The following is a 25,109-nucleotide window of genomic DNA, read 5'->3' on the forward strand; positions in this document are numbered from 1 at the left end:
TGAACCTGAACCTGAACCTGAACCTGAACCTGAACCTGAACCTGAACCTGAACCTGAACCTGAACCTGAACCAAGTATTGTAGTGCAAACTGTCACTACGGCAGTGGAAAAAACGCAGGTGCAAAAAGCAGTATCAGCATCTCAGAATTATAAAGCGACAACAGATTTTCACTTTTTTGGGGTACGTGTATTTATTGCACGCTTACATCAACGTCTAAATTTAGAGGATTTGGAAACGGGGTTGCGTTGTTCATTGGATTTAAGTCAGGGAACTTTACAAAGCGACTGGATATATCAGACCTTGTCCGAAGGCTATTACTTTGAACATTTGTCGATGGAATTGTATATAGGTGAGCAGAGCATTCGTTTGAAACAACGACAGCATGGTGTGATATTAGAGCTTTGTTATTAAATAAAATAGTTGCCTAGATCAGTATGATTTAATTTCAGCAATGACATGAATTTAAAAATGAAAATGTGAATTATTTACAATAAGCAGCAAGTCATGCTCTAATGTAAAAGCTTGCCTATTCATTTCAATGGCAATGGTTTGTACAGGTATGTCTTGAGGAGTACAAGAATGGGAATAGAATTCAGTAAAATTGTTGGGACATTTTTCTTATTTTTTGTTACTGCAATTGCTGAAATTTTAGGATGCTATTTCCCATACTTGATTTTAAATCAAGGAAAAAGTCAGTGGTTATGGTTACCAACGGCTTTAAGTCTTGCTGTTTTTGTATGGTTATTGACATTACACCCTGCGGCATCTGGTCGAATTTATGCTGCCTATGGCGGAATTTATATTTTCACTGCATTGTTATGGTTAAGGTTTGTGGATCAAGTGAGTTTGAGTCGTTGGGATGTGATGGGGGGAATCGTTGTTTTATGCGGTGCAGCCTTGATTATTCTTCAGCCAAATGGTTTGGTGCGCTAATTTTGCTATTTTAATTAAATTTTCATAGAACATTAGCATGATAGAATCTAAATCAAAGATGACTTTTAGTTTTTGTATCGTGCTTTGTTGATTTTAAGCAATTGTTTTGACGTAAATATCATTTTTATATCAATTTTTAAGATATTAAAACTTATTTTTATTGATTTAAATTCTAATGAGTTTGATATATTTACATTGTAATAAGATTGACTTGCATATTTTTTGTTCTTTTACGTAAGGAATAGATAAATATAGCATTGTAAGCTTTACGCCTTACGCTTTTTTTAAGACAATAGACAGTAGTTTTGAATTTCTATTCATCTTTTTATTTTCCTCACATTTATTGGACTTTGATCTATGACAACCCCGCTGAATGAACGTCGTATTGCCAATGCAATTCGTGTATTGGCTATGGATGCTGTGCAAAAAGCAAATTCTGGACATCCAGGTGCACCAATGGGGATGGCGGATATCGCAGATGTGGTATGGCGTGAGTTTTTAAACCACAACCCAACAAATCCACAATGGGCGAACCGTGACCGTTTTGTACTTTCAAATGGTCATGGCTCAATGCTTCAATATGCATTATTACATTTGACAGGTTATGATCTTTCAATCGAAGATTTAAAATCTTTCCGTCAATTACATTCTAAAACGCCAGGTCACCCAGAATTGGGCTATGCACCTGGGATCGAAACAACCACAGGTCCATTGGGTCAGGGTATTGCCAATGCAGTTGGTTTTGCACTTGCTGAAAAAACTTTAGCTGCTCAATTCAACAAAGAAGACATCAAAGTTGTAGATCATTTCACTTACTGTTTCTTGGGTGATGGTTGCTTAATGGAAGGTGTTTCTCATGAAGCATGTTCATTGGCAGGGACTTTGGGTCTAGGTAAACTTGTTGCTTATTATGATGACAATGGCATTTCGATTGACGGTGAAGTAGAAGGTTGGTTCTCTGACGATACAGAACAACGTTTCTTAGCGTATGGTTGGCAAGTGCTTAAAGTTGATGGTCACGATGCTGATGCAATTCGTGCTGCAACTGTTGAAGCAAAAGCTGAAACTACTAAACCAACATTGATCATGTGTAAAACTGTGATCGGTTTAGGTTCACCAAATAAACAAGGTAAAGAAGATTGTCACGGTGCGCCACTGGGTAATGATGAAATTGCATTAACCCGTGAAGCTTTAGGCTGGACAGAAGAAGCGTTTGTAATTCCTGAAGATGTCTATACGTCTTGGGATGCTAAAGCAAAAGGTACTGCTTCTGAAGCAGCTTGGAATGAAACTTTTGCTGCTTATGCTACAAAATATCCAACTGAAGCGGCTGAACTTAAACGCCGTTTAGATGGTGATTTACCTGCTGATTTTGCTGCAAAAGCAGATGCTTATATTGCGGAAGTGAATGCAAAAGGCGAAACCATCGCAACACGTAAAGCAAGTCAAAATGCAATCCAAGCGTTTGCGCCGTTATTGCCTGAAATTCTAGGTGGTTCTGCTGACTTAGCAGGTTCAAACCTGACACTTTGGAAAGGCGCAAAAGGCGTTGAGTCTGATGCTGCGGGTAATTATGTACATTATGGTGTACGTGAATTTGGTATGACTGCGATTGCCAATGGTGTCGCTTTACACGGTGGCTTCATTCCTTATGTTGCAACATTCCTGATGTTTATGGAATATGCGCGTAACGCAGTTCGTATGTCTGCATTGATGAAACAACGTGTGATTCATGTGTATACCCATGACTCAATCGGTCTGGGTGAAGATGGTCCTACACACCAACCTGTAGAGCAAATTGCATCTTTACGTGGTACTCCAAATTTAAATACTTGGCGTCCATGTGACACTGTAGAAGCGTCTATTTCTTGGAAATCTGCTTTAGAACGTAAAGAAGGTCCTACGGCGCTTATTTTCTCTCGTCAAAACTTGGCTTTCCAAACACGTACAGAAGCACAAATTGCTGATGTTGCGAAAGGTGGTTATGTATTGGCTGAAGAAAAAGGCGAGTTGAAAGCGATCATCATTGCAACAGGTTCAGAAGTGGGCTTGGCAATGGAAGCGTATGCGCAACTTGAAGGTGTACGTGTTGTGTCTATGCCATGTGCTGAAGAATTTGTAAAACAGGATGCTGCTTATCGTGAAGCTGTTCTTCCGTCAAACATTCGTGCGCGTGTTGCGGTTGAAGCTGCACATGTAGATTATTGGTGGAAATTTGTAGGTCTTGATGGTCGTGTGATTGGTATGACGACTTATGGCGAATCTGCACCTGCGAAAGATTTGTATCAACACTTTGGTATTACCACTGAAGCCGTTGTTGCAGCAGTAAAAGAATTAACAGCTTAATTTAAATCATTAGATTTTCTGTTTAAAAAACGCTCCAATTTTGGAGTAATGCTGATCAGTTAAGGATTTTTTGAATCCTCCCCTTGCGGAACATGTTCCTCACCTTTTCCAAAGGAGGGAGCTTTTCATTACTAAAAATCATTTTAGTTACAAGAAGTTCCCCTCTTTTTCAAAGATGGGTAGCTAGGCTACGCAAGAGGGGAGATTTTAGGAATTTTTCAAATAATTTTGTTTAACTGACTGGCATTACCAATTTTGGAGCGTTTTTTGGCAAAAAGTTTAAAAGTATCGTTATTTGACTTTGGCTTGAAAAGAAATACAAATGGTTACCATGCTTTGCTTCAGCGCAGTTTATATTTTATGAGAACAAAAAATAAAAAAGGACAGTCTTATGGTTCGTATAAAGTCATTTATGATCAGTGCTTTGATTGGATTGAATGCATTGACCCAAGTGCAAGCTTTTGAAAAGACAATCAAAGTTCAGTGGGATGATAAAGGAAAATTTGAGCAAACACTTTTATCAAAGGTCGCTATAGGGCATTGGACTTATGTAGAGCTTGAATATCCTGAAAAATATCAGAAAGCCAGTGATAAAATGTTGATCAATATGAATGATAAAAGGGCGATTTTAAATTTGAGCCTGAATTGCATAGAACCTGATGAGAAAAGTAAATTTGTCATAGAAGATCATCGTGGGCTTGATCGGTTAAATGCAGCGCAGAATGATCTTGATATTGTTTTGGATGGTCAGAGTTATGGAAATCCATTTTTGCAAAGTGCTGTAGAATTTGAAAAATTTAAACAAGCTATATTAAGTGCAAAAAAAATCCAATTCAACGCAGATGCTTATGGTGCCCCATATCATTTTGTAAATCAGAATGCTGATTTATTGTTGACCCCTGTGACTTGCTCATGAGTTTTAAATCAGTGAATTTAAATTTATAAAATTGTTTTAATTTAAAAGCTTATATGATGATACTGAAATAGAGAGGAAAGAGCTGGCAGTTTTTATTAAAAGGTATATAGTGTCCTGCGTCATTTCGTTTTCATGAGATATGATGGATTAAATTCCATAAGTGAGGAAAATATGAGCCTTTATGAGCAAATTAGTGACGAAATCACTTTAATGGATGCAGGTGAGCAAAAGTGGATTGGACAAGATTTACCACTTGAATCAATGGTTGCTGTAGAGTTGTTACTTCAGGATTTTCAAGAAGACAAGTTGATTAAAATTCGTCGTAAGAACCATGAAAAGCAAACTGGTTTAAAGCAAATTGACCGAATCTTGGTTGAGAAGTTGTAAGTTTAATTTGGTTAAGATAAAGCTCCGAAAAGGAGCTTTTATTTTATTGGATAAGAAATAACAATTTTGATGTTTTGTACCAACAACAGGGTAATGATGATTAGAAAATTAGCACTATCAGATAAAAAAGAGCGTGGTATAAATAGAAAACTTAGGAATTTACAAAAATGGAGTGAGGGATTTAAAAATTATTTTCCTGATCTGACAGATTGTAATCAACGATATCTCAATTGGAAAATTCCTGTCCCCAATCAAATGATACAAGGTAAACATGCGCAGAAAGATGTTCAGGTGCAATGTATCCAGCTGATGTTGAATGCTTGTGATTATTTAATTCAGGCAAAGTCAAGCCAAACAGGATTTTGTAAAGTGTGCTGTTTAATTGTACTTCCTGATCTATTTGCAAGTGAAATTTGTATATATTTGGATGAGGATTATTTTCATTCACATACACGTACAGGGGGCTATGTTGATTCAGCTTATGCATTTAAAGAACCGACAAGTTTGGCACAACTCTATCAGTTTTTTTATCCCCAGTTGTATGTATGAACATGGGATTCATTTTGAGTATCGTGTAGATTTTGATAGTTCTGAAATGTTGTACTGCGAGCATTGGTTTTATTGTGAAAAATAACAGGATTTAAATTAAATTTTGGGATTAATATGATAAGTTTTAATTCAAGTGAACATCAGAGCGTTCTACAAAATATTAAAAATCTGTATTTTAAAAATAAAAATCTAAAAGACAGACTGTGGCAATGTGCTGAGTACGACTTTGTATATACTTTTTTAAAAGAAGAAAATGATGCTTTTCTAAAACGATTTGAAAATTATGAGCTTAGAATAAAGAACTATATTCAAAGTGTTATTCTGGGTAGATTTGAACTTAACTTAGATCTCGTTTCAGAAAAAATTGTCAGGAAGAATTTTGGCGTTTGATGTGCATTGCAGCATGTTTGATGGCTTAGGAAAGCAGGAAACGAAAGGATTTGTTGATGCTTGTGATACACCACCCCCTGAGTTTTGGATTTGTTATGAGGATGAACTTTTATTGTCTTTTATCCCTGACGAATTTATAGCGATTGTGAATAAAGCAATGGATGTATCGATGAGTGAATCATTGGAATGGTATTCAGATGTAATTGAAATTTAATCATTTCATATGCGATTTTAAATTCCATCGCACCCAACCGAGTGCAATGAAATATTCACCTTTAAGATGATAAATGTTGATCATGATTCATAACATGATTTTGCTGAAACATCGCTTGCAGATCAGAGCCAGATGGTGCTTGATAAATTTTCAAACCAAATTCAGGTAAGATCGCCATCAGATGATCAAAAATATCAGATTGAATCATCTCATAATCACCCCAAATCGTGGTATTGGCAAATGCATAAACTTCCAAAGGTAAACCCTCACTGGTCGGTTGCATTTGACGAACCATGACCGTTTGCGTTTGTGAAATACCTGAATGTTGTTTCAAATAGGCAGTGACATAAGCACGAAAGGTTCCAATATTGGTTAAACGGCGCTGATTAAAAGCAGCATTATTTAAAAACTGCTGATTAAACGCTTTTAACTCATTTTGCTTTTCATCCAAATAAGCATCAAGCAATAAAAAAGATTTGAGTTTCTTTTGTTCCTGAGCACTTAAAAAATGCACACTATTTTGATCAATAAAAATAGAGCGCTTGATACGTCTCGCACCTAACTGCTTCATTCCACGCCAATTTTTAAACGTGTCTGTGACCAATTTATTGGTGGGAATGGTGGTAAAAGTCTTGTCAAAATTCTGTACAGTAATGGTATGCAGCGACATGTCAATCACATCACCGTCAGCATTGAGCGAAGGCATTTCGATCCAATCACCTATGCGTACCATGTCATAAGATGAAATTTGAACAGAAGCAACCAAAGATAAAATGGTATTTTGGAATACCAGCATCAATACCGCAGCCATTGCACCAAAGCCTGCGAGTAAACTGAATACATCTTTTTTCAGGAATGTACCTAAAATCAATAAGCCACAAACGATATAAATGATCAGTTTAACTAACTGTAAATATCCCTTGATGGGCTTGTTTCGTGACTTTGGATTTTTTTGATAAACTAAATTGAAAATACTTAGACATTCACTGATCGCCAGTGCAATCGTGACAAAAATAAACGCTTGTCCCAACATTTGTACGACTGAAAGCACTTTTGCCGATAAATGTGGAACGGTGACAATACCATTAATAATGACAATAGCAGGTACAATATTGGCAACTCGCCGAATGACACTATGCTGTGCCAAAATATCACTATTGGCGAATTTTAACCTTTCAATCAGTTTTCGGATGCCACGCACCACGATTTGTTTAGCAATAAAATTTGCCAATAAAGCAAACAAAATCAGAATACTGAGTGATGTCAGCATCTCCAACCAAGGATATTGATCCGACCAATCTTGAATGTTTTGGATAAAAGCAAACTTTTCCAAACGTTAAAACCTCTAAATTGTTTGACTCAGATTATTTTATTGATTTGTAATGACAATATCTTGAAGAATAACGATTTCACTACATTGTTTGCACAGAAATGTTCTATCTGAAATACACTGCTTATTGGTTAAAATGACCATAAGCAGCAAGTATCATGTTTTTATTCAACAGTCAGTTCAGACTGTATTTGAATATTTGAGGTTAAAAGTTTGTGGACAGGACAGCTTTCAGCCACTTTAAGTAATCGCTTATGCTGATCTTCGTTAAAGTCACCTTTTAAAGTGATTTTTCTCACTATTGTATTTTGTCCTGCTTCAGGATTTCCATTGGGATTGAGGGCTAAATCGACTTGTACATGTTCGATTTTAATGCCTTTATGATCCGCATACATTTGTAAAGTCACTGTTGTACAAGCACCTAAAGCGGACAGTAATATTTGCATTGGATTGGGTGCTGTGTCTTGACCACCTTTATTTGTCGGTTCATCCACATACCACGTATGACCTTGTGGATCAGTGAGTGTGACACGGTAGGGTGTTGTTGTGCTTTGTGCTTGTGCAGAATGAATCATGTAATATTCAACAATTAAAAATAGATAGAATATTCATACGCCTTTGCATCATATCTGGTGTTGTGTTTTTGTATCTCTGTATTATTTAAAGTTTTTCTTTGATAGTGCTAGTTAGAATATTTTTATTTTAATGTTAATTTAAATTATTGAAATATAATATTAAAAATTATATTTTAAGAATAAGTGTTTTTCAAAAGAAAAGTCACAGAATGCGTTGATCGTTCTATTCATGCAACATATCGTATTATCCATAACAGTGCATAAAATTCTAAAACGTATAAACTAGCAATTATTGAAAACGAGAGATTAACATCATGAACTTTAAAGCATTCACATTAGGTTTAGCAATTGCATCAGTTACGGCAGTTTCAGTAGCAAAACCTGTAGACTATAAAATTGATCCAACACATACAGCGACTGTATTTAACTGGAATCACTTTGGTTTTTCTACACCATCTGCAAACTTCAGTGATATTCAAGGGACAATTTCTGTAGATAATGCAAAACCTGCAAATTCTTCAGTGAATGTGACGATTCCATTGGCAAGTTTAAATACTAACGTAAAAGCGTTGGATGATCATTTAAAAACAGCTGATTTTTTTGATGCAGCAAAATATCCTAACATCACTTTTAAAAGTACCAAAGTTCAAGCTTTAGGCAATAGTAAATACAAAATCACAGGGAATTTAACTGTAAAAGATGTGACTAAGCCTGTGGTATTGGATGCGGTTTTAAATAAACAAGGCGAGCATCCAATGACGAAAGCTCAGTCCATTGGTTTTAATGCAACGACTTCATTTGACCGCTCAGCATTTGGTGTGGGTGGATACGTGCCAAATGTTGGTGATAAAATCACTGTAAACATTACCACTGAAGCTTCTGTAGCTGCTGATAAGTAATAAATTCAAAAACTTGTGCTGAAATTAATTTTATTCAGCACAAGTTTTTTGTCGTGTATGCTGCGCTAAAAGGTGAGTATTTTACCTATTTTTACTATAAAATAAGAATAATTGTAAGTTTATTACGCCAAGATTACGCCAGAAATGAAGATCCCAAAACCACGTAAAAGAGGTAACTCTTTCTTTGATAGATTTGACCAGCATACGATTTAGAACATACTAAATAAAATACGATTGAAATTTTATGAGTTCGGTAAAAGAGTGGAGCTATAGTGGATTATATGTAAAAAAATGTAACAAATATCTTGTAATTAAATATACTAAAATTATTATGCATTAAAAGTTATTAATCAAAAGTTATTAAGATGAAAAATATACAAAAAATCTCACTCATCGCTTTATCTATAGCTTTGTTTGGTTGTGGAGGCGGTGGGTCATCTGGTGATAGTTCTGATAATAAAGTACCTGTAAAAGATACTATTCAAAATAATTCATTTGATGATTACGTTAAATTTAATTGGGGTTCAGTACAATTTAAAAATACATTTGTTGAAATAACCAAATATCAAAGAAATGCGAATATTGAATATGCTGATTATGTAAAATTAGATGATGAAACCAAATTATTTGATGATCGAGTTCAGCTAGGGCGTGATGGTCTTTATGTGATAGATAAAAATAAATACCCTCTAGGCTATAGACACTCTTTTATCAATTCGGTATCTCAAGATGGAAGTTCTATAAATCGGAGTATTTATAATACTAGCAATTTAAAGAAAGTCAGAGAAGAAGAAAAAGGGAAATGGATTGATCTAAAAGGGAAGAAAATCAGTGATCACACAGTTATCACATGGAATGCAATATATGAAACATTCCCAAATCATTCATTATTTAATCCTGAAAAAATTGGTACTCAATTTAAAAGCTTTCTAGCATTGACAAAAACTACACAATTCCCAGTAGGTTCAAAATGTTTTATTTCTGAAAGTAAAACTTATTCAGAACCTTTTTATATAATGACAAATATTAATACTACATCTTATGTTAATGGGCAAAATGTTAAAACTTTTGATGAATATGTAAAAGCGCTTGGAAATGACAAGGTGTTTGATAATTGGGGTGGAACATCATGGGTTTATTCTAAAAATGAAGCCAATGATTCTAAATATATTGCAGTAGAAGTGGCTGCGAAGATTAATAATCAATTAGCTACGGGTTATTGGAGTAAAAATCCGAATAAGACATCTGAAGCTCTGATTCAAGAATATAAAGAATTATTAAATCAACCTTATGTTAGTGCAGAGGATAAAGTATTTTGGAATGCTTGGATCAAGGCGATTCAAAACGAATGTACTTATTACAACCCAGTTGCTGCTGCTACAATTCAAAGTTTAGTCAATCAAACAATGAAATAAAAATGCTAGGTATCTAATTTAGATACTTCACAATTTTCAAGTTTTGCCATAGTTTTTGGCTAATCAGCGATATGAGTGTTTGATTAAAATCATATCGACCTTGATTTGGTTATAGCATATTTCTGCTATAGTAGGGAGTTGTAGTAATCCATACAGTTTTAATTACATTTAATATACCTACTCAACTAATGAGTGGGTATTTTTTTGTTTGCGTAATGTTAGTTCTATTGTTGAAAAATAATCAAGTTTAAGTTAAAACTAATGAGGTTTTAAGCTGTAGAGAATTAGTAATGAAAATTATAATTTTAATGATCATATCTATGTTTATGGTTGGTTGTGTAAGTGATGTGGTGAACTTGGCGACAAATAAACGAGATAAAACATATAATGATGTGATGCAATCAAAAGTAGGGATGTCTGAATTCGATTTAATAAGTTCTTGGGGTGCACCTGATAAGAGTTATACATTTACAAATGGTTCAAAGATAATAAGTTATGAAGCATCATGGGATGTAGGAATGGGTTCAGCGTATTGTATACAAAAGTTAATTATTGAGAATGCAAAAGTTACAAAGTGGGGAATAGAGGGAGATTGCCTCAATCAATCTACTAGGACAGGTGATAAGTTACCAAGCAATACTCCAATTCCTAAACCAACATTAAACTAAAAAGCGCATTTTTTAAAGCTCAGAAAGTTGAGTTTTTATTACGTATTGTTTGACATATTTTTAATTAAATAATTAAAAATATGATTTAATTGTTATGTTTTTATGTTAATGTGATTTTAGTCTCATTATGACTTTATACCCACTATAAACCCCAATATAGTGGTTTTTTATAGATGAATATGAAATAAATTAGACCATTACAGCATAATTTCAAATGACAAGATATACTTATCAGAGACTTCAATTGGCACAGAAAGATGAAAATTTGACACATGCAATGATTGTTTATGATGTACAGGCTGTTTTATTACGATGGTTTAGATAGAAGTCTTTGAAATTGAAAAAAATTACTAAAAAAATCATAAAATAAGAAAAAAATTCTCAAAAGTATTCATATATACTGAAGATCACGATGAATTTTAAATCAATCAAAATGTGTATTCGATTTTAAAATACATCTGGTTGAATGTTATATATGAACTGGAGTTGAACATGGAACTTGATCGTTACGATAAGCAAATTTTAGAAATTTTGACTCACGAAGATATTAACTTAAATGAGTTGTCTGAGCGTATCAATTTATCAGTTAGTTCTGTGCATCGCCGCATTAAGCATTTGATCGAAACAGATATCATGACCAATTTAAAACGTGACATTAATTACGAGAAACTAGGTTTTAAATTACATGTGATTTTGCAAGTATCGCTCAGTAAACATGATACAGATACCTTTGCAAAATTTTTAGAAGAATTAGAAAACATTCCAGAAGTGATCAATGCCTTTTTAGTGACAGGGCAGTCAGCTGACTTTTTAGTTGAAGTCGTGGCTAAAGACATGGAAAACTATAGTGAAATTTTACTAAAACGCATTGGTAAAATTGAGTTTGTGGTTGCACTGCATTCAAGTTTTGTAATCAAAGAATATAATGTTTTTAACTGTAGCGGTTTGTTGAGTCGTGTTTAATTTTTAAAATTACTTTGATTTTGCTAAATATTGGATTTTTATACAAATGGGCAACTTAAATTGGAAACAGTTTAAGTTGCACTTTGTGTGATTAACCACTTTTGAAGTATTTGAATATTCTTATCTTTTATTGATTTTTTGAGATAGCATAAAGAAAATAATAATCCACATTCAATAAAGCCAAATGGAGCGACTAAGCGTCCACTCAAAAGTTCTTTTTCTACTAAACTTTGTGGTGCAATCGCAATACCAAGATCAGATGCAGCAGCTTCAATCATCAAGTTGAGATGTTCAAAATGCCTTTGCTGTTTGATTTGAGGGATGTCGAGTTGATGTTGTGTTGCCCACAGTTGCCAAGCTTGTTGATTGGATTGGGTATGCAAAAGGGTATGCTGAAAGATATCAAAAATACGTTGTAATTTTAAGGCACGTTGTGGTGTACACACAGGTCCAACCTGATCTTGAAACAGTGTGATATTTTGAATATTTTCAGGAAATTGATCCAATTGTGTATGACTTAAAATCAAAGCATTAATTTGACCTTTTTCTAGTAATTTTAGATCATTACTGGTCATTAGTTTGATGGGAATTTCAGCATATTGTGCTTCAAAGTTTTCGAGTTTAGGAATTAGCCAATGTGCCATAAAGCTACTCGGTGCAGCTAGAGTTAAACTTTGTTGGGTCGGTTGTTGGCGAATCTGTTCAAGGCATTGATCTAATCCATTAAAAAGTTGTACGCAACTGCTAAATAAAGCCTGACCCTCCATAGTCAGTGTTGCACCATGTGCATGACGAATCAGTAATTTTTTACCTACCCAAGCTTCAAGTTGTTTAATCTGATGGCTCACTGCACTATGCGTCACACATAACTCATCTGCCGCAACACTAAAACTACTATTACGTGCTACAGCTTCAAACATACGTATGGAGTTAAGAGGGGGGAGTTGGTATTTAGGCATGGTGTTAGTTTTTTTCACATGGTGATCTGAGTTTATATCAATTTTAAAATTCTACAAAACCCATAAAATAAAAAATGATAAAGAAATAGGATGGTTATGATGACAGATTTATATACAGGTGATGGACCTGACGAGCTTGGGCGTTTTGGGCAGTTTGGTGGTAAATATATGCCTGAAAGCTTGATGTTGGCAATTAATCAGCTTGAAGCGGCATTTAATGAAGTTAAGCATGATCCTGCATTTTGGGCTGAATACCAACAATTGCTCAATGATTTTGTCGGTCGTCCAAGTCCATTATTTTATGCAAAAAATCTAACAGCACTGTGTGGTGGTGCAAAAATTTATTTAAAGCGTGAAGATCTAAATCACACTGGTGCACATAAGATCAATAACTGTATTGGACAGATTTTATTGGCACGGAAAATGGGTAAAACCCGCATCATTGCTGAAACAGGTGCAGGACAGCACGGTGTTGCAACAGCGACCGTATGTGCACTATTTAACATGAAATGTATTATTTTTATGGGTGAAACTGATGTGCAACGTCAACAGATGAATGTTGAACGGATGAAATTGCTTGGCGCAGAAGTTCACAGTGTGCAAAAGGGTAATGCAACTCTAAAAGATGCAATGAATGAAGCCTTGCAAGACTGGATTCGTCATGTCGATAGTACCTATTATTTATTGGGTACAGGTGCAGGGCCACATCCTTATCCAATGATGGTACGTGAGTTCCAAAAAATTATTGGTAAAGAAGCACGTGAGCAAATTTTACTGAAAGAACAAAAACTTCCCGATGCTTTGGTGGCATGTATTGGTGGCGGTTCTAATGCAATTGGTTTGATGCATGCATTTTTAAAAGATAAAAATGTGCAATGTTTTGGTGTGGAAGCAGGTGGGAAAGGTTTGGATACTGCTTATCATGCTGCTTCACTGTCAGGTGGAAAACCTGGTGTTTTACATGGAAATTTAACCTACTTATTACAAAATGAAGATGGTCAAATTATCGAAGCCCATTCTGTTTCAGCAGGTTTGGACTACCCCGGTGTTGGTCCTGAACATGCATTATTAAAGGAAACAGGACGTGTTAATTATGTGAGTGCAACGGATCAAGAAGCGGTAGATGCCTTTAAATTATTGACGCAAAAGGAAGGTATCATCCCAGCATTAGAAAGCTCTCATGCTATTGCTTTTGCATGTAAATTGGCAAAAACCATGCGTCCAGAGCAAGTGATTATTGTCAACTTGAGTGGTCGCGGTGATAAAGATATGCATAGCGTGAAAAATTACAAGAATGAGGCAATATAAAATGAATCGTTTAGATATTCGTTTAGCTGAATTGAAGCAGCAACAACGCAGTGGTTTGGTGTGTTATTTCACTGCAGGTGCACCTGATGAGCAAAGTAATGTGGCATTGCTGAGCCAAATCGGGCAAGCAGGTGCAGATATTATTGAATTAGGTATGCCATTTTCAGATCCAGTTGCCGATGGTGAAGTGATTGAAGCTGCACATCATCAGGCGATTGCTCAAGGACATACACTGGCTAAAACTTTGCAATTGGTCAGAGAAATTCGCAAGCAGGATGAGCAAACCCCCATTGTTTTGATGGGCTATGTAAATCCTATTTTACAATATGGTTTTCAACAGTTTTTACAAGATGCTACAGGGCTGATTGATGGGCTATTGATTGTTGACCTACCTTATGAATATCAACGTGAATATTTACATGATATAGAACAGAATAAGATTCATTTTATTTGCTTAACTTCACCCTCAACACCTGAACAGCGTTTGGCTTTGATTGCTAAAAATGCGCAAGGTTTTTTGTATCATGTCGCAGAAAATGGAGTGACAGGGATGCAGCGCAAGCAGCAAAACTTGGATGAAAAAATTATTCAGTTGAAGCAATATTTTGATATACCCATAGGTATTGGTTTTGGGATTAAAACTGAACAAGATATTGCAGCACTCAATCATAAAGCAGATTTGGTGATTGTCGGCACAACATTGGTAGACTGTTTGGTAAAATCAGGTGTGGCTGCAACTTTGCAAAAAGTGCAGGATTTTGCAAAGGTTTTAAGAGCTTAGATTGAAAATAATTAGAAATTATTTTTGTTAATATTTCAATTATATAAAGTATAAAAATGCCTTCTTAAAAAATGAAGAAGGCATTTTTTATTGAAATAAAGTCAATATACATCAGACTTTAGACTTCTTAAAGCTTCTCATAATACGGTAAATGTCATCAATAAAGGTATAGACTACAGGAATGACCAAAAGTGACAAGAAGGTACTGGTAATCAGCCCGCCAATCACGGAAATAGCCATTGGTGCACGGAAACTTGGATCTGTACCAATGCCGAGAGCAATCGGTAACATACCTGCACCCATTGCCAATGTTGTCATGATGATTGGACGAGCACGTTTATGACAAGCATCTAATAGGGCGTTAAAACGAGAATAATTTTTTTCATTTCGGGCAATAATGGCATAATCAACCAATAGAATTGAATTTTTACTGGCAATACCCATCAGCATAATCAGACCAATTAAACTTGGCATGGAGAAGCTGCTTTTTGCTAAAAGTAATAGCACAAATGCGCCACCTAAAGATAAAGGGAGTGCCACCAAGATGGTGATAGGTTGTAAAAAATCTTTAAATAACAGCACCAAAACCACATAAATACACAGCACACCTGTCAGCATGGCTAAGCCAAAACTTGCAAATAATTCTTGCATAACTTCTGCATCACCAATATCTGTACGTTTCACAGTCGGGGGCAGATTTTGCATAGTGGGGAGTTGATCTACTTTTGCAGTAATGTCACCTAAAGGTTGATTATTCAATTCAATATTAAAATTAATATTGCGCATGCGGTTAAACCGGTCAATTTGAGATGGACCACTTTCGATATTAATGTCAGCGATGGTTCCAAGCATGACAGGACCATGACTGCCTTTGACCATGAGACGTTTAATTAAGTCTTGGTCTTGGCGTGCCTCCAAACTGAGTTTGATCACCACAGGAATTTGTCGTTGTGATAAGTTCATTTTTGCAAGGTTTTGGTCAAAATCACCTGCCGTCGCAATCCGTAAAGTTTCTGCAATGTCTTGTGTGGTTACACCAAGATCAGCTGCTTTGGCAAAATCAGGACGAATCACCAATTCAGGACGTACTAAAGCTGCGCTTGAAGTAATACTGCCAATATTAGGGATGGTGCGTAATTCTCGTTCTAGTTTTAATGCAGTTGCCATGAGGCTTTCAGAATCATCACCTGAAAGTGCCAATTGGTATTGGCTGTTATTTCCTGCCAAACCGACTTGTATACGTGCACCGGGAAGTGGTGCGAGACGTTGTCGGATTTGATCTTCAATGTCTTGTAGACTCGCAGTACGATCACTGCGTGCAGTCGTTTGAATAGTTAAAGTCGCTTTACGTGGTTCAGAAGATGCACCTCCTGAAAATGGATCTGTACCTGCAGCACCGCCACCAATGGTGGTATAAATACTTTTAATTTCAGGATGATCTTTGATTAACTGTCGTGCATATTCCGCAGTTTTTAAGGTTTCGTTAAACTGAGTACCGGGTGTTAACTCTAAACGGACTTGGGTTTGTCCTGTGTCTGGTGGTGGTACAAAACCTGTTGGTAGTAGTGGAATGAGGGAAATAGAGCCAATAAAAAATAAAATAGCAGCAGATAATGTGAGCCAACGGTGATTTAAACACCATGTGACCATCTGCATATAGCCTTGCATAACTCGACCATCTTTTTTTCGATCTTTTGTAAGTGCAGCCTGACCTTGATCAGCAAGTGAGTCTTCTGGTGCAGTATCATGATTTTCAATTTTACCCACCCAAGGCTTTAAAATATAAGCTGACATCATGGGGGTCAGTAAACGTGCCACTAAAAGTGATGCGAAAATGGCTAAGGCGGCAGTCCATCCAAATTGCACGAAGAAGCGTCCTGCAATTCCACTCATAAAAGCAGTGGGTAAGAATACTGCAATCAGGGTAAATGTTGTGGCAATGACGGCTAAACCAATTTCATCGGCAGCTTCCATTGCCGCTTCATACGGTGTTTTACCCATCCTGAGATGCCGTATGATATTTTCAATTTCAACAATTGCATCATCGACCAAGATCCCGACCACCAAAGACATCGCCAATAATGTGACAGTATTTAAAGTAAAGCCAAAATAGTACATACCGATTAATGCAGGCAAAATCGACAAGGGTAGTGCAGTCGCAGCAATAATGGTTGCTCGCCAATCCCGTAAAAAGAGCCATACCACTAAAATGGCTAAAATTGCGCCTTCATAGAGTAAGGACATTGAACCTTTATAGTTGTCTTCAACAGGCGTAACAAAGTTAAATGCTTCCGTAATTTTAATATCAGGATGTGCTGCTTTTAGTTTATCTAAGGCTTCAATCACGCCTTTTTCAACATCAACTTCACTTGCACCTTTGCTGCGGGTAATTTCAAAACCAATCACAGGCTGACCATTGAGCAAAGCAGCCGAACGCCGTTCTGCAACACTGTCTTTTATGGTTGCTACTTGGTCTAAACGGATATGTCGACCATCATTCAGGGCAATGTCCATGGCTGCGATTTCATCCGCAGTTTTTACAGTAGCGATCGTGCGGATGGATTGTTCACTGCCACCAATTTTGGTTTGACCACCCGAAGCATCCTGTTGGGTCAGGCGTAATTGTCGAGTAATTTCGGTGGCTGTGGCATTCAGTGCTAATAATTTTTCAGGTTGAATTTCAACATCCACTTGGCGTGTTACGCCGCCCACACGTGCCACAGCACCCACACCTTTGACTTGCAGCATGGTTCGGGTAATGTCATAGTCCACAAACCATGACAGAGCTTCTTCATCCATACGTGGTGACTGAATGGTATAGGTTAAAATCGGTGAACCTGATAAATTGATTTTACTGACAATCGGGTCACGTACATCGGTGGGTAAGTCAGAACGGACTTGTGAGACTGCATTACGTACATCATCGACAGCTTCTTGCAACGGTTTTTCGAGCTGAAACTCTGCGGTGATGACCACAACACCATCTTGGATATTGGCATATTGGTTTTTTAAGCCTTGAATGGTTGCAATCGAATTTTCAATTTTACGTGCAACTTCAGTCTCAAGTTGAGGTGGTGCTGCACCGGGTAGACTTGCAGTGACAGTCACCATTGGCAGTTCAATGTCTGGGAATTGTTGTATTTTCATCCAATGAAAACACATAAATCCTGCCAACCCCAACATAATAAACAATAAAATCGCAGGAATTGGATTTCGGATGGACCATGCAGAAAAATTCATATTAATTCTCCTGCTGAGTCTTCAGTTGCTTACTCAGCGGTGTTTCAGGAATATTTGCTGAAACTTTGACTAAGTCACCATCTGCGAGAAAACCTGTTCCTGAAGATACCAATTTGACATTTTCAGGTAGATCTAAAATTTCAACCAAATCATTTTGGCGATGTCCAACGCTGACTTTTTGTTGTTTTACACGATTATTTTGCTGCACGATAAAGACATAAGAAAAACCATCACGTAATAACAAAGCCGACTGTGGAATGGTTAGCGCAGATTGTTCACCAAGTTCAAATTCACCTTTAACGAACATGCCCATACGCACTGCTTGCGTCAGAGGTAAATCTACATACACTAAACCATAACGGGTTTGTGGATCGATCACAGGTGCGATCATGCGTACTGTGCCTATCACTGCATCTTGATTTGGATCAGGAGAAATAATTTTCGCCGTCATGCCTTGTTTGAGTTTATATAAATCGGTTGTGGTGATTTCTGCACGCCATTCAAGACGATGATCACGAATAAGACGGAAAAGTTCTTGTCCTGTTTGTGCCAATGAACCTACTGTTGCTGAACGTGCTGAAATCACACCATTGTCAGGTGCAATAACACGAGTTTGTGCTAAACGTAGTTCATTACTTTTAATTTGTGCATCTGATGCTTCTAAACGAGCTTGTGCTGTGGCTTGAGAGGTTTGATATTGGGTGGATTCTTGGGCTGAAATTGCCCCAGTATTGCGCAGTTGTTGAATACGTTTATTATTAATCACCGCATCATTGAGTACAGCTTGAGCCTCTTTATAATTGGCTTTTGCAGTGGCTAATTCTGCACGAATGGTATCACTATTAATTTCAGCCAGCACTTGACCACGTTTTACTTGATCACCAACATTGACATACACTTTGGTGAGGCGTTGTCCCGAAAGTTCACTACCAATGACAACCTCTTGCCAAGCGGCAATATTACCATTGGCAGTGAGTTTTTGTTGCCAGTTTTGGTGTTGAGGTTGAATCACTGTGACTGTTAATGCGGCTTTGGGCTGAGTCTGTTCAGCAGTTTGTGGTGAAACCGTTTGTTCTGATTTTTTATCTTGAGTTTGCCAAAACCAAATGATGGCTAAAATAATCAGAATAAGAACAGCTAAAATAAGCCAATGTTTACGGCTAAAACCTTGATGAGAAGAAGGTTCTGAATGATTCATTGTGTTTCTTATCAGCGTTATTTACATTTTAGCAGTATAGACATATTTTTAAAAAATGTTGATCTATCATATTCACCTTTTAAAAATAAAAATCCCCGAAATATCGAGGATTTTTAAATACTGATCATTTTAGTATGTAATAGTGATAGTGAGGCTAAATTATCACAATTACAAAATGGCTTTTAAACGTTGAATGACCTGTTCACATTGTGTAATGTCTGCAACCAATGCCATACGTACATGATTTTCACCCGGATTGCCTTGCTCGGTATCACGAGATAAATACCGTCCTGGTAATACTTTGATGTGGGCTTTTTCCATCAATAATTTGGCAAACTTTTCATCATTATCGACTTTTAGCCAATAGTAAAAGCCCGCATCAGGTTTTTGTAATGGCAGTAGATGAGCTAACTCATTTTGAAATAATTCAAATTTAGCACGGTACAATTTACGATTTTCTTCAACATGCGCTTCATCATCCCATGCAGCGATGGATGCCAATTGGTGTTGTACTGGCAATGCCGCACCATGATAAGTACGGAATTTTAAATAAGGTTGTAGTAAGTTGGCATCACCAGCAACAAAACCTGAACGCATACCCGGCAAGTTTGAACGTTTTGACAGTGAATGGAATACGATACAGTTTTTGTAATCATCACGTCCGATTTCAGCACAGACTTCAAGCAAACCTACAGGGGCTTCATCGAACCATAATTCTGAATAACACTCATCCGATGCGATGACAAAATTATATTGATCAGACAAAGCAATTAATTTTTTAAACTGTTCTTTTGATAATACAGCACCTGTTGGGTTGCCTGGTGTGCAAACAAATAATAGCGCAGTTTTTTCCCACACTTCGGCAGGCACAGCATCAAAGTCGCCTAAATAACCATTTTCCTCAGTACAATTGATGAAATAAGGTGTTGCACCTGCAAGTAAGGTTGCACCTTCATAAATTTGATAAAACGGATTTGGCATTACCACATAAGGTGCTTCGTCACGATTAATCAAGGCTTGTACAAAAGAGAAAATCCCTTCACGCGTTCCTGAAACAGGTAAGATCTGAGATTCTGCACTGATGGCATTGAGTTTAAAACGGCGTGTTAACCAATTGGCAATGCTTTGACGTAATTCAGGCAAACCTTTGCTGTTTGGATAAGTTGAAAGATGTTGAAAATTATCAATAATGGCTTGCTTCACAAACTCAGGTGCAGGGTGCTTTGGTTCGCCAATCGAGAGTGGAATCAAAGGTAGTGCTGCGGGTTGTACATCCTTAAATAACTGATTAAGTTTTTCAAATGGATAAGGATGTAATAAAGACAAGCTTGAGTTCATGAAACAATTACCATGATGTAAAAATAAAAATAAGTGACCACACTAAATATTAGTGTGGGTGTGCGACTTGATGCGATGCTTCATCCAAAGCTGCCTTTAACTGTGAAGCAAACAATTCAGATTCTTCTGCATTTAAAGGTGAGCCATCTTTTTTGGTGACAAAGAAAATATCTTCTGCACGTTCCCCAAGTGTTGCAATTCGAGCAGAGTGAATGTCCAAACCTTGCATCATAAATAGACCACCAACTTTAGCCAGTAGACCGGGTTGGTCTAAGGTTGCAATTTCAACCATATTTTGTTGTAAAGCTTCATTTAAACTCACATCTACCGTATTTTCAATGTCGAAGTGGCGCAATTGGCGTGGGATACGGCGTTGCATCACCCCCGGATATTTGTCTGATTGATTTAATGCTTTGACCAAGGCTTCTTTGACGGTTTCTTCACGATCAGGATCTGTTAATAATGTTCCGAAACGGTCTAAAACCACATAAGTATCAAGGCTAAATGCTTTAGTTGCAGTGATAATACGTGCATCTTGGACATCTAAATTCATACGATCAAGCACAGCGACTGTGGTTGCAAATAAGTTCGGTTGATCACGGGTATAAATAAACAGTTGTACGGCATCTTGTGCTGCTTTTCGGTGCGCACGTAAGAGCACTAATGGTGCAGGGTTGTCGCCATGCTGCAAAATGGCGCGGGTATGCCATGCAATTTCATCGGCTGATTCTTTAAGGAAATATTCATCTCCAAGTTCTTGCCAGACCTTTTCAACATCATCTAAAGAAAACTCATCGACTAAAATTTCACTGGCTGCGAATTTGGTATCTTCGATTAACATCTGATAGTCAACAGGACGACCTAAACCTGAACGAATGACATCACGGGCATGGGTGTACAGTTGACGCATGAGTGATGAACGCCATGTATTCCAAAGTTTTGGATTGGTGGCGTTAATGTCAGCAACGGTGAGTGTATACAGATAATCCAAATGCTCCATATCGCCAATTTTTTCAGCAAATTCTTTCACGACATCTGGATCGGAAATATCTTTTTTCTGTGCTGTGATCGACATGAGTAAATGATTTTGAATCAGATATGCTACGAGGTTACATTCACGTTCAGTAAAACCATGTGCACGACAGAATTCGATTGCATCGACTGCGCCAAGTTCACTATGATCACCACCACGACCTTTCGCAATGTCATGGAAAATTGCAGCAAGGAATACAATATCACGACGGTTTAAACGTTGGAATACTGAACTGACTACAGGATAATCTTTGGCAAACTCAGGTTCTTTAAAGCGATTTAAATTACGAATCAGCAATAATGTATGGGCATCAACTGTATAAATGTGGAATAAATCGTACTGCATCAAGCCCATAATTTGCCCAAATGCAGGAATATAATTGCCCAAAACCCCATAACGTTTCATCGCTACCATCGTGTCATATAAACGATAAGGTGAACGGATGATTGCCATAAATAAAGCCTGATGAGCTGGATTATGACGATAATTATGGTCGATGCGTTTAGCCGCTAAGGTCAGCAAACGCAAAGTTCGGGCACGAATCCCTTGAATCTCTGGACGATTTGCCAAAAGATAGAAAATTTCTAAAATGGCACTTGGATTTTCCGAAAATATCTTGTGATGTTGTACCGCAAGTTTGCCATCGACCAATTTGAAATGTTCATTGATTATCTCAATATTACGTTCATAGTTCGGTAAACGTGGCGTAATCACTGATTCATTAAAATAGGCAAGTAACATTTCATTTAAAGTAGAGACTTGTTGCGCAGTTCGATAATAACGTTTCATGAACTGTTCAATTGGGTAATTAATATGTTTACCTTCTTCTTTTTGATAACCGAAAATTCCCGCTATTTCACGTTGATAATCAAACAATAAGCGGTTTTCATCACGTTTTGTTAAACGGTGTAAATGATGACGAATTTCCCATAGAAAATTTTCAGACTCTTCTAAAACACCAAGTTCAAATTCTGAAATGAACCCAAGATGAACAAGGTCGTAGATACGATTGACACGGAAATGACGTTTCGCAATCCAACCGATTTGGTTAATGTCACGAATTCCACCGGGTGCATTTTTGATATCAGGTTCTAAATTACTTTCAGTATTATTATGTTGAGCATAACGACGAGCTTGCTCATCCATTTTTGCATCAAAGAACGTTTTATCGGTCCAAGTTTGTGAAACTACACGGCGTGGCCATTTGATTAGATGTTGATTGCCTGTAATTAAACGTGCTTCGATCAATGCTGTCGCTACAGTTAGATCATTGGCGGCTTGTTCAAAACAACTTTGAATGGTACGGACACTGACGCCCGGTTTAAAATTACCAACATCCCATAAAGATGAAATAAAACTAGATACGGTTTGTTCTTGTTCAGCTGTTAAATCATTTTCTGACAAGATCATGATATCGACATCAGAATAAGGCAGCATTTCACGGCGACCATAGCCACCGACTGCAAAAAGACTGAGATCGGTTTGATCGAGCCCTATGTGCTGCCATAAAAAAATCAGTGCTTCATCAATCAAATTTGAACGGGCATGAATAATCTGTCGAATCGGTTGACCTTGATCAAACGCCTCCTGCAACTGTTGTTCTACATCGGTACGCCATTGATTAATTGCTTGAATATCATGAAGACTACTGACGTAATTCAACAGAGGAGAGGTGTTGATCATAAATTATTGTCCGTAAATTTTTTCTAAAACATTAGTGCAGTTGAACGGTGACTTTTGAAGCAGCTTCAAAAGCCAACTCACGTGCCTGTTCTGTTGTTTCAGCACGTGCTGTTGCTACACCCATACGACGACGTTTAAAACCTTCAGGTTTACCAAACAGTCTTAAATCTGTATTTGGATTTTCTAATGCAAGATTTAAGCCAGAAAATTCTAAATTTTTCGCATCGACCCCAGCATAAATCACAGCACTTGCTGCAACGCTATGACGTTCTGTATTTACAGGTAAACCTAAAATTGCACGTGCATGTAATTCAAATTCACTTTGGAATTGTGAAGCAAGTGTCACTAAACCGGTGTCATGTGGGCGAGGTGATACTTCACTAAACCATACTTTGTCACCTTTGACAAATAGTTCTACCCCAAAAATACCACAACCGCCCAGTGCAACAGTGACTTTATGTGCAATACGTTTGGCTTCAGCCAGTGCAGCTTCCGTCATCGGTTGTGGCTGCCAGCTTTCGACATAGTCACCAGCATCTTGACGATGACCAATCGCATCACAGAAATGGGTTTCAACCACACCCGTTTGTGCATTTTTAGCACGCACTGTTAATAAGGTAATTTCAAAATCAAAATCAATTTGTGATTCAACAATGACTTTACCTTGATTGACTCGACCACCTGTTTGCGCATATTCCCAAGCAGCATCAACTTCGGCAAATTCTTTAACACGAGACTGACCTTTGCCTGATGAAGACATCACAGGTTTTACAAAGTTTGGATAACCAATGTCATCACATGCAGCACGGAAACTTTCTAGTGAATCTGCAAAACGATAAGCTGATGTTGGCAAACCAAGTTCTTCAGCAGCCAAACGACGGATACCTTCACGGTTCATGGTGAGATTGACTGCTTTGGCAGAAGGAATCACAGTGGCGATATTTTGTTCTTCGATCTCAACCAATACTTGTGTGGCAATCGCTTCAATTTCAGGCACGATTAAGTTTGGTTTTACTTTCTCGATGAGTTGTTTTAATTCTTCAGGGTCTGCCATATTTAAGGCATAAGCAAAATGTGCAACTTGCATCGCAGGGGCATTTTCATAACGATCTGCTGCGTGTACTTCGACACCTAAGCGTTGTAATGAAATAACGACTTCTTTGCCCAGTTCTCCTGAACCTAAAAGGAGTACTTTAAAAGCAGAAGATTGGAGTGGAGTGCCAATTGTTACGCTCATGCGATTCATCCATGCTTAAGAATAAGTAGGCTTTAGCATAGCAGAACTGAGCGCTGTGTTCAGTCTTGATGATAAAAAACTGGTAGATTGTTGGACAATGGCATTGATTTGCAATGAGAAGTATTCATATACATGAAACTTTTGCTAAAACTGTTGAATATAGATCAGCGATTTAAGATAGTATTTTCTAAAAATAAACATTTCACTTCAAAATGACTATGACAAGCATGATTTTAAAATATCGTATAGCAACTCAAGCTGATCTCACTGATTTGGTTCATTTGATCAATGCGGCATATCGTCAAAAAAATGAAAATACATGGACAACCGAAGCTGAATTTGTTGTAGGTGAAAGAATTTCATGTAATCAGCTTGAACAACAACTTGAAAATAATCACTTTCATTTGCTAGTAGCAGAGTTTGAGCATCAGATCGTGGCATGTATTGCTTTGACTTTTGATGCTTTAGCAGTGGAAATCGGGACTTTTGCGATTGCACCTGATTGGCAAAATCAAGGTTTTGGTAAGTTAGTTTTAGCTTATGCAGAAACTTATGCACTATCGATTCAAGCGGATTTGGAAGTCTATGTGATGTGGGTATTGAATGTTCGTACAGAATTAATTGAATTCTATACAAGGCGTGGCTATGTGCAAACAGGAGTGGTGGAAGATTATCCTTTAGATGCCAATGTGGGAATTCCGCAAGTGGATTTGCATTTGGTGGAGATGAGGAAAGTGATTCAATGA

At 37.2% G+C, this 25,109-nt stretch carries 23 protein-coding genes; 15 read left to right on the plus strand and 8 right to left on the minus strand.

The window, feature by feature from the left end; genetic code table 11:
• The 8 genes from AVJ19_RS03210 to AVJ19_RS22755 all read left to right on the plus strand — a co-directional run.
• A partial coding sequence (locus AVJ19_RS03210) for a hypothetical protein (RefSeq protein WP_213067186.1) occupies nt 1–412 on the plus strand: 412 nt, incomplete at its 5' end.
• A gap of 168 nt (nt 413–580) precedes the next feature.
• Entirely contained in the window at nt 581–934 is a 354-nt protein-coding gene (locus tag AVJ19_RS03215) for a YnfA family protein (protein ID WP_111858373.1), read from the plus strand.
• 357 nt (nt 935–1,291) lie between these two features.
• Nucleotides 1,292–3,280, plus strand: a complete 1,989-nt coding sequence (gene tkt / locus AVJ19_RS03220; protein WP_111858374.1) for a transketolase — start codon at nt 1,292–1,294, stop codon at nt 3,278–3,280.
• Nucleotides 3,281–3,671: 391 nt separating this feature from the next.
• Entirely contained in the window at nt 3,672–4,196 is a 525-nt protein-coding gene (locus AVJ19_RS03225; RefSeq protein ID WP_111858375.1) for a hypothetical protein, read from the plus strand.
• A 171-nt stretch (nt 4,197–4,367) separates the two neighbouring features.
• Nucleotides 4,368–4,583, plus strand: coding sequence for a hypothetical protein (locus AVJ19_RS03230; RefSeq protein ID WP_068976156.1), 216 nt, complete (start codon nt 4,368–4,370; stop codon nt 4,581–4,583).
• 96 nt (nt 4,584–4,679) lie between these two features.
• Nucleotides 4,680–5,132 (plus strand): DUF3916 domain-containing protein, encoded by a 453-nt coding sequence (locus AVJ19_RS03235; RefSeq protein WP_228203273.1) that lies wholly within the window; start codon nt 4,680–4,682, stop codon nt 5,130–5,132.
• Between the two features lie 114 nt (nt 5,133–5,246).
• On the plus strand, nt 5,247–5,522 hold the full coding sequence (locus AVJ19_RS22750) for a hypothetical protein (protein WP_322873938.1): 276 nt from the start codon (nt 5,247–5,249) through the stop codon (nt 5,520–5,522).
• A complete protein-coding gene (locus AVJ19_RS22755) occupies nt 5,512–5,736 on the plus strand; it encodes a hypothetical protein (protein WP_322873939.1) in 225 nt (74 codons plus the stop codon). Before AVJ19_RS22750 ends, AVJ19_RS22755 begins: the two co-directional genes overlap by 11 nt.
• Nucleotides 5,737–5,797: 61 nt before the next feature.
• On the opposite strand, the gene AVJ19_RS03245 is transcribed toward AVJ19_RS22755, so the two are convergent.
• A complete protein-coding gene (locus AVJ19_RS03245) occupies nt 5,798–7,069 on the minus strand; it encodes a mechanosensitive ion channel family protein (protein ID WP_111858376.1) in 1,272 nt (423 codons plus the stop codon).
• A gap of 161 nt (nt 7,070–7,230) precedes the next feature.
• Nucleotides 7,231–7,641: an OsmC family protein gene (locus AVJ19_RS03250; protein WP_111858377.1), complete on the minus strand. Its 411-nt coding sequence runs from the start codon at nt 7,639–7,641 to the stop codon at nt 7,231–7,233.
• 314 nt (nt 7,642–7,955) lie between these two features.
• On the opposite strand from AVJ19_RS03250, the gene AVJ19_RS03255 reads away from it, so the two are divergent.
• The 4 genes from AVJ19_RS03255 (at nt 7,956) to AVJ19_RS03270 (ending at nt 11,586) form a co-directional block, all read left to right on the plus strand.
• Nucleotides 7,956–8,540, plus strand: coding sequence for a YceI family protein (locus tag AVJ19_RS03255; RefSeq protein WP_111858378.1), 585 nt, complete (start codon nt 7,956–7,958; stop codon nt 8,538–8,540).
• A 365-nt stretch (nt 8,541–8,905) separates the two neighbouring features.
• Entirely contained in the window at nt 8,906–9,955 is a 1,050-nt protein-coding gene (locus AVJ19_RS03260) for a hypothetical protein (protein WP_111858379.1), read from the plus strand.
• A gap of 290 nt (nt 9,956–10,245) precedes the next feature.
• A complete protein-coding gene (locus AVJ19_RS03265) occupies nt 10,246–10,623 on the plus strand; it encodes a hypothetical protein (RefSeq protein ID WP_213067187.1) in 378 nt (125 codons plus the stop codon).
• 492 nt (nt 10,624–11,115) lie between these two features.
• Nucleotides 11,116–11,586, plus strand: coding sequence for an Lrp/AsnC family transcriptional regulator (locus AVJ19_RS03270; protein WP_065993943.1), 471 nt, complete (start codon nt 11,116–11,118; stop codon nt 11,584–11,586).
• Nucleotides 11,587–11,657: 71 nt separating this feature from the next.
• Here the strand turns inward: AVJ19_RS03270 and AVJ19_RS03275 are convergent, their stop codons facing one another.
• Nucleotides 11,658–12,563: a LysR substrate-binding domain-containing protein gene (locus AVJ19_RS03275; protein ID WP_162626528.1), complete on the minus strand. Its 906-nt coding sequence runs from the start codon at nt 12,561–12,563 to the stop codon at nt 11,658–11,660.
• A gap of 81 nt (nt 12,564–12,644) precedes the next feature.
• Between AVJ19_RS03275 and trpB the strand changes: the two genes are divergently transcribed.
• Both trpB and trpA read left to right on the plus strand, forming a co-directional pair.
• Nucleotides 12,645–13,853 (plus strand): tryptophan synthase subunit beta, encoded by a 1,209-nt coding sequence (gene trpB / locus AVJ19_RS03280; protein ID WP_111858381.1) that lies wholly within the window; start codon nt 12,645–12,647, stop codon nt 13,851–13,853.
• A 1-nt stretch (nt 13,854) separates the two neighbouring features.
• A complete protein-coding gene (trpA, locus tag AVJ19_RS03285) occupies nt 13,855–14,634 on the plus strand; it encodes a tryptophan synthase subunit alpha (protein ID WP_111858382.1) in 780 nt (259 codons plus the stop codon).
• Nucleotides 14,635–14,745: 111 nt separating this feature from the next.
• Here the strand turns inward: trpA and AVJ19_RS03290 are convergent, their stop codons facing one another.
• From AVJ19_RS03290 to purT, 5 genes are all read right to left on the minus strand, one after another.
• On the minus strand, nt 14,746–17,874 hold the full coding sequence (locus AVJ19_RS03290) for an efflux RND transporter permease subunit (protein WP_111858383.1): 3,129 nt from the start codon (nt 17,872–17,874) through the stop codon (nt 14,746–14,748).
• Between the two features lies 1 nt (nt 17,875).
• Nucleotides 17,876–19,072 carry an efflux RND transporter periplasmic adaptor subunit gene (locus AVJ19_RS03295; protein ID WP_111858384.1) on the minus strand — a complete coding sequence of 399 codons (1,197 nt, stop codon included), beginning with the start codon at nt 19,070–19,072 and terminating at the stop codon, nt 17,876–17,878.
• Between the two features lie 168 nt (nt 19,073–19,240).
• Entirely contained in the window at nt 19,241–20,410 is a 1,170-nt protein-coding gene (dapC, locus tag AVJ19_RS03300) for a succinyldiaminopimelate transaminase (RefSeq protein WP_111858385.1), read from the minus strand.
• A gap of 49 nt (nt 20,411–20,459) precedes the next feature.
• The gene (gene glnD, locus AVJ19_RS03305) at nt 20,460–23,126 is read right to left on the minus strand and encodes a [protein-PII] uridylyltransferase (RefSeq protein ID WP_111858386.1); all 2,667 of its coding nucleotides are present in this window, start codon (nt 23,124–23,126) and stop codon (nt 20,460–20,462) included.
• A 31-nt stretch (nt 23,127–23,157) separates the two neighbouring features.
• Nucleotides 23,158–24,372: a formate-dependent phosphoribosylglycinamide formyltransferase gene (gene purT / locus AVJ19_RS03310; protein ID WP_162626529.1), complete on the minus strand. Its 1,215-nt coding sequence runs from the start codon at nt 24,370–24,372 to the stop codon at nt 23,158–23,160.
• A gap of 203 nt (nt 24,373–24,575) precedes the next feature.
• Between purT and AVJ19_RS03315 the strand changes: the two genes are divergently transcribed.
• The gene (locus AVJ19_RS03315; protein WP_228203274.1) at nt 24,576–25,109 is read left to right on the plus strand and encodes a GNAT family N-acetyltransferase; all 534 of its coding nucleotides are present in this window, start codon (nt 24,576–24,578) and stop codon (nt 25,107–25,109) included.

This window comes from Acinetobacter sp. CFCC 10889, assembly GCF_003268395.1.
GTDB lineage: Bacteria > Pseudomonadota > Gammaproteobacteria > Pseudomonadales > Moraxellaceae > Acinetobacter.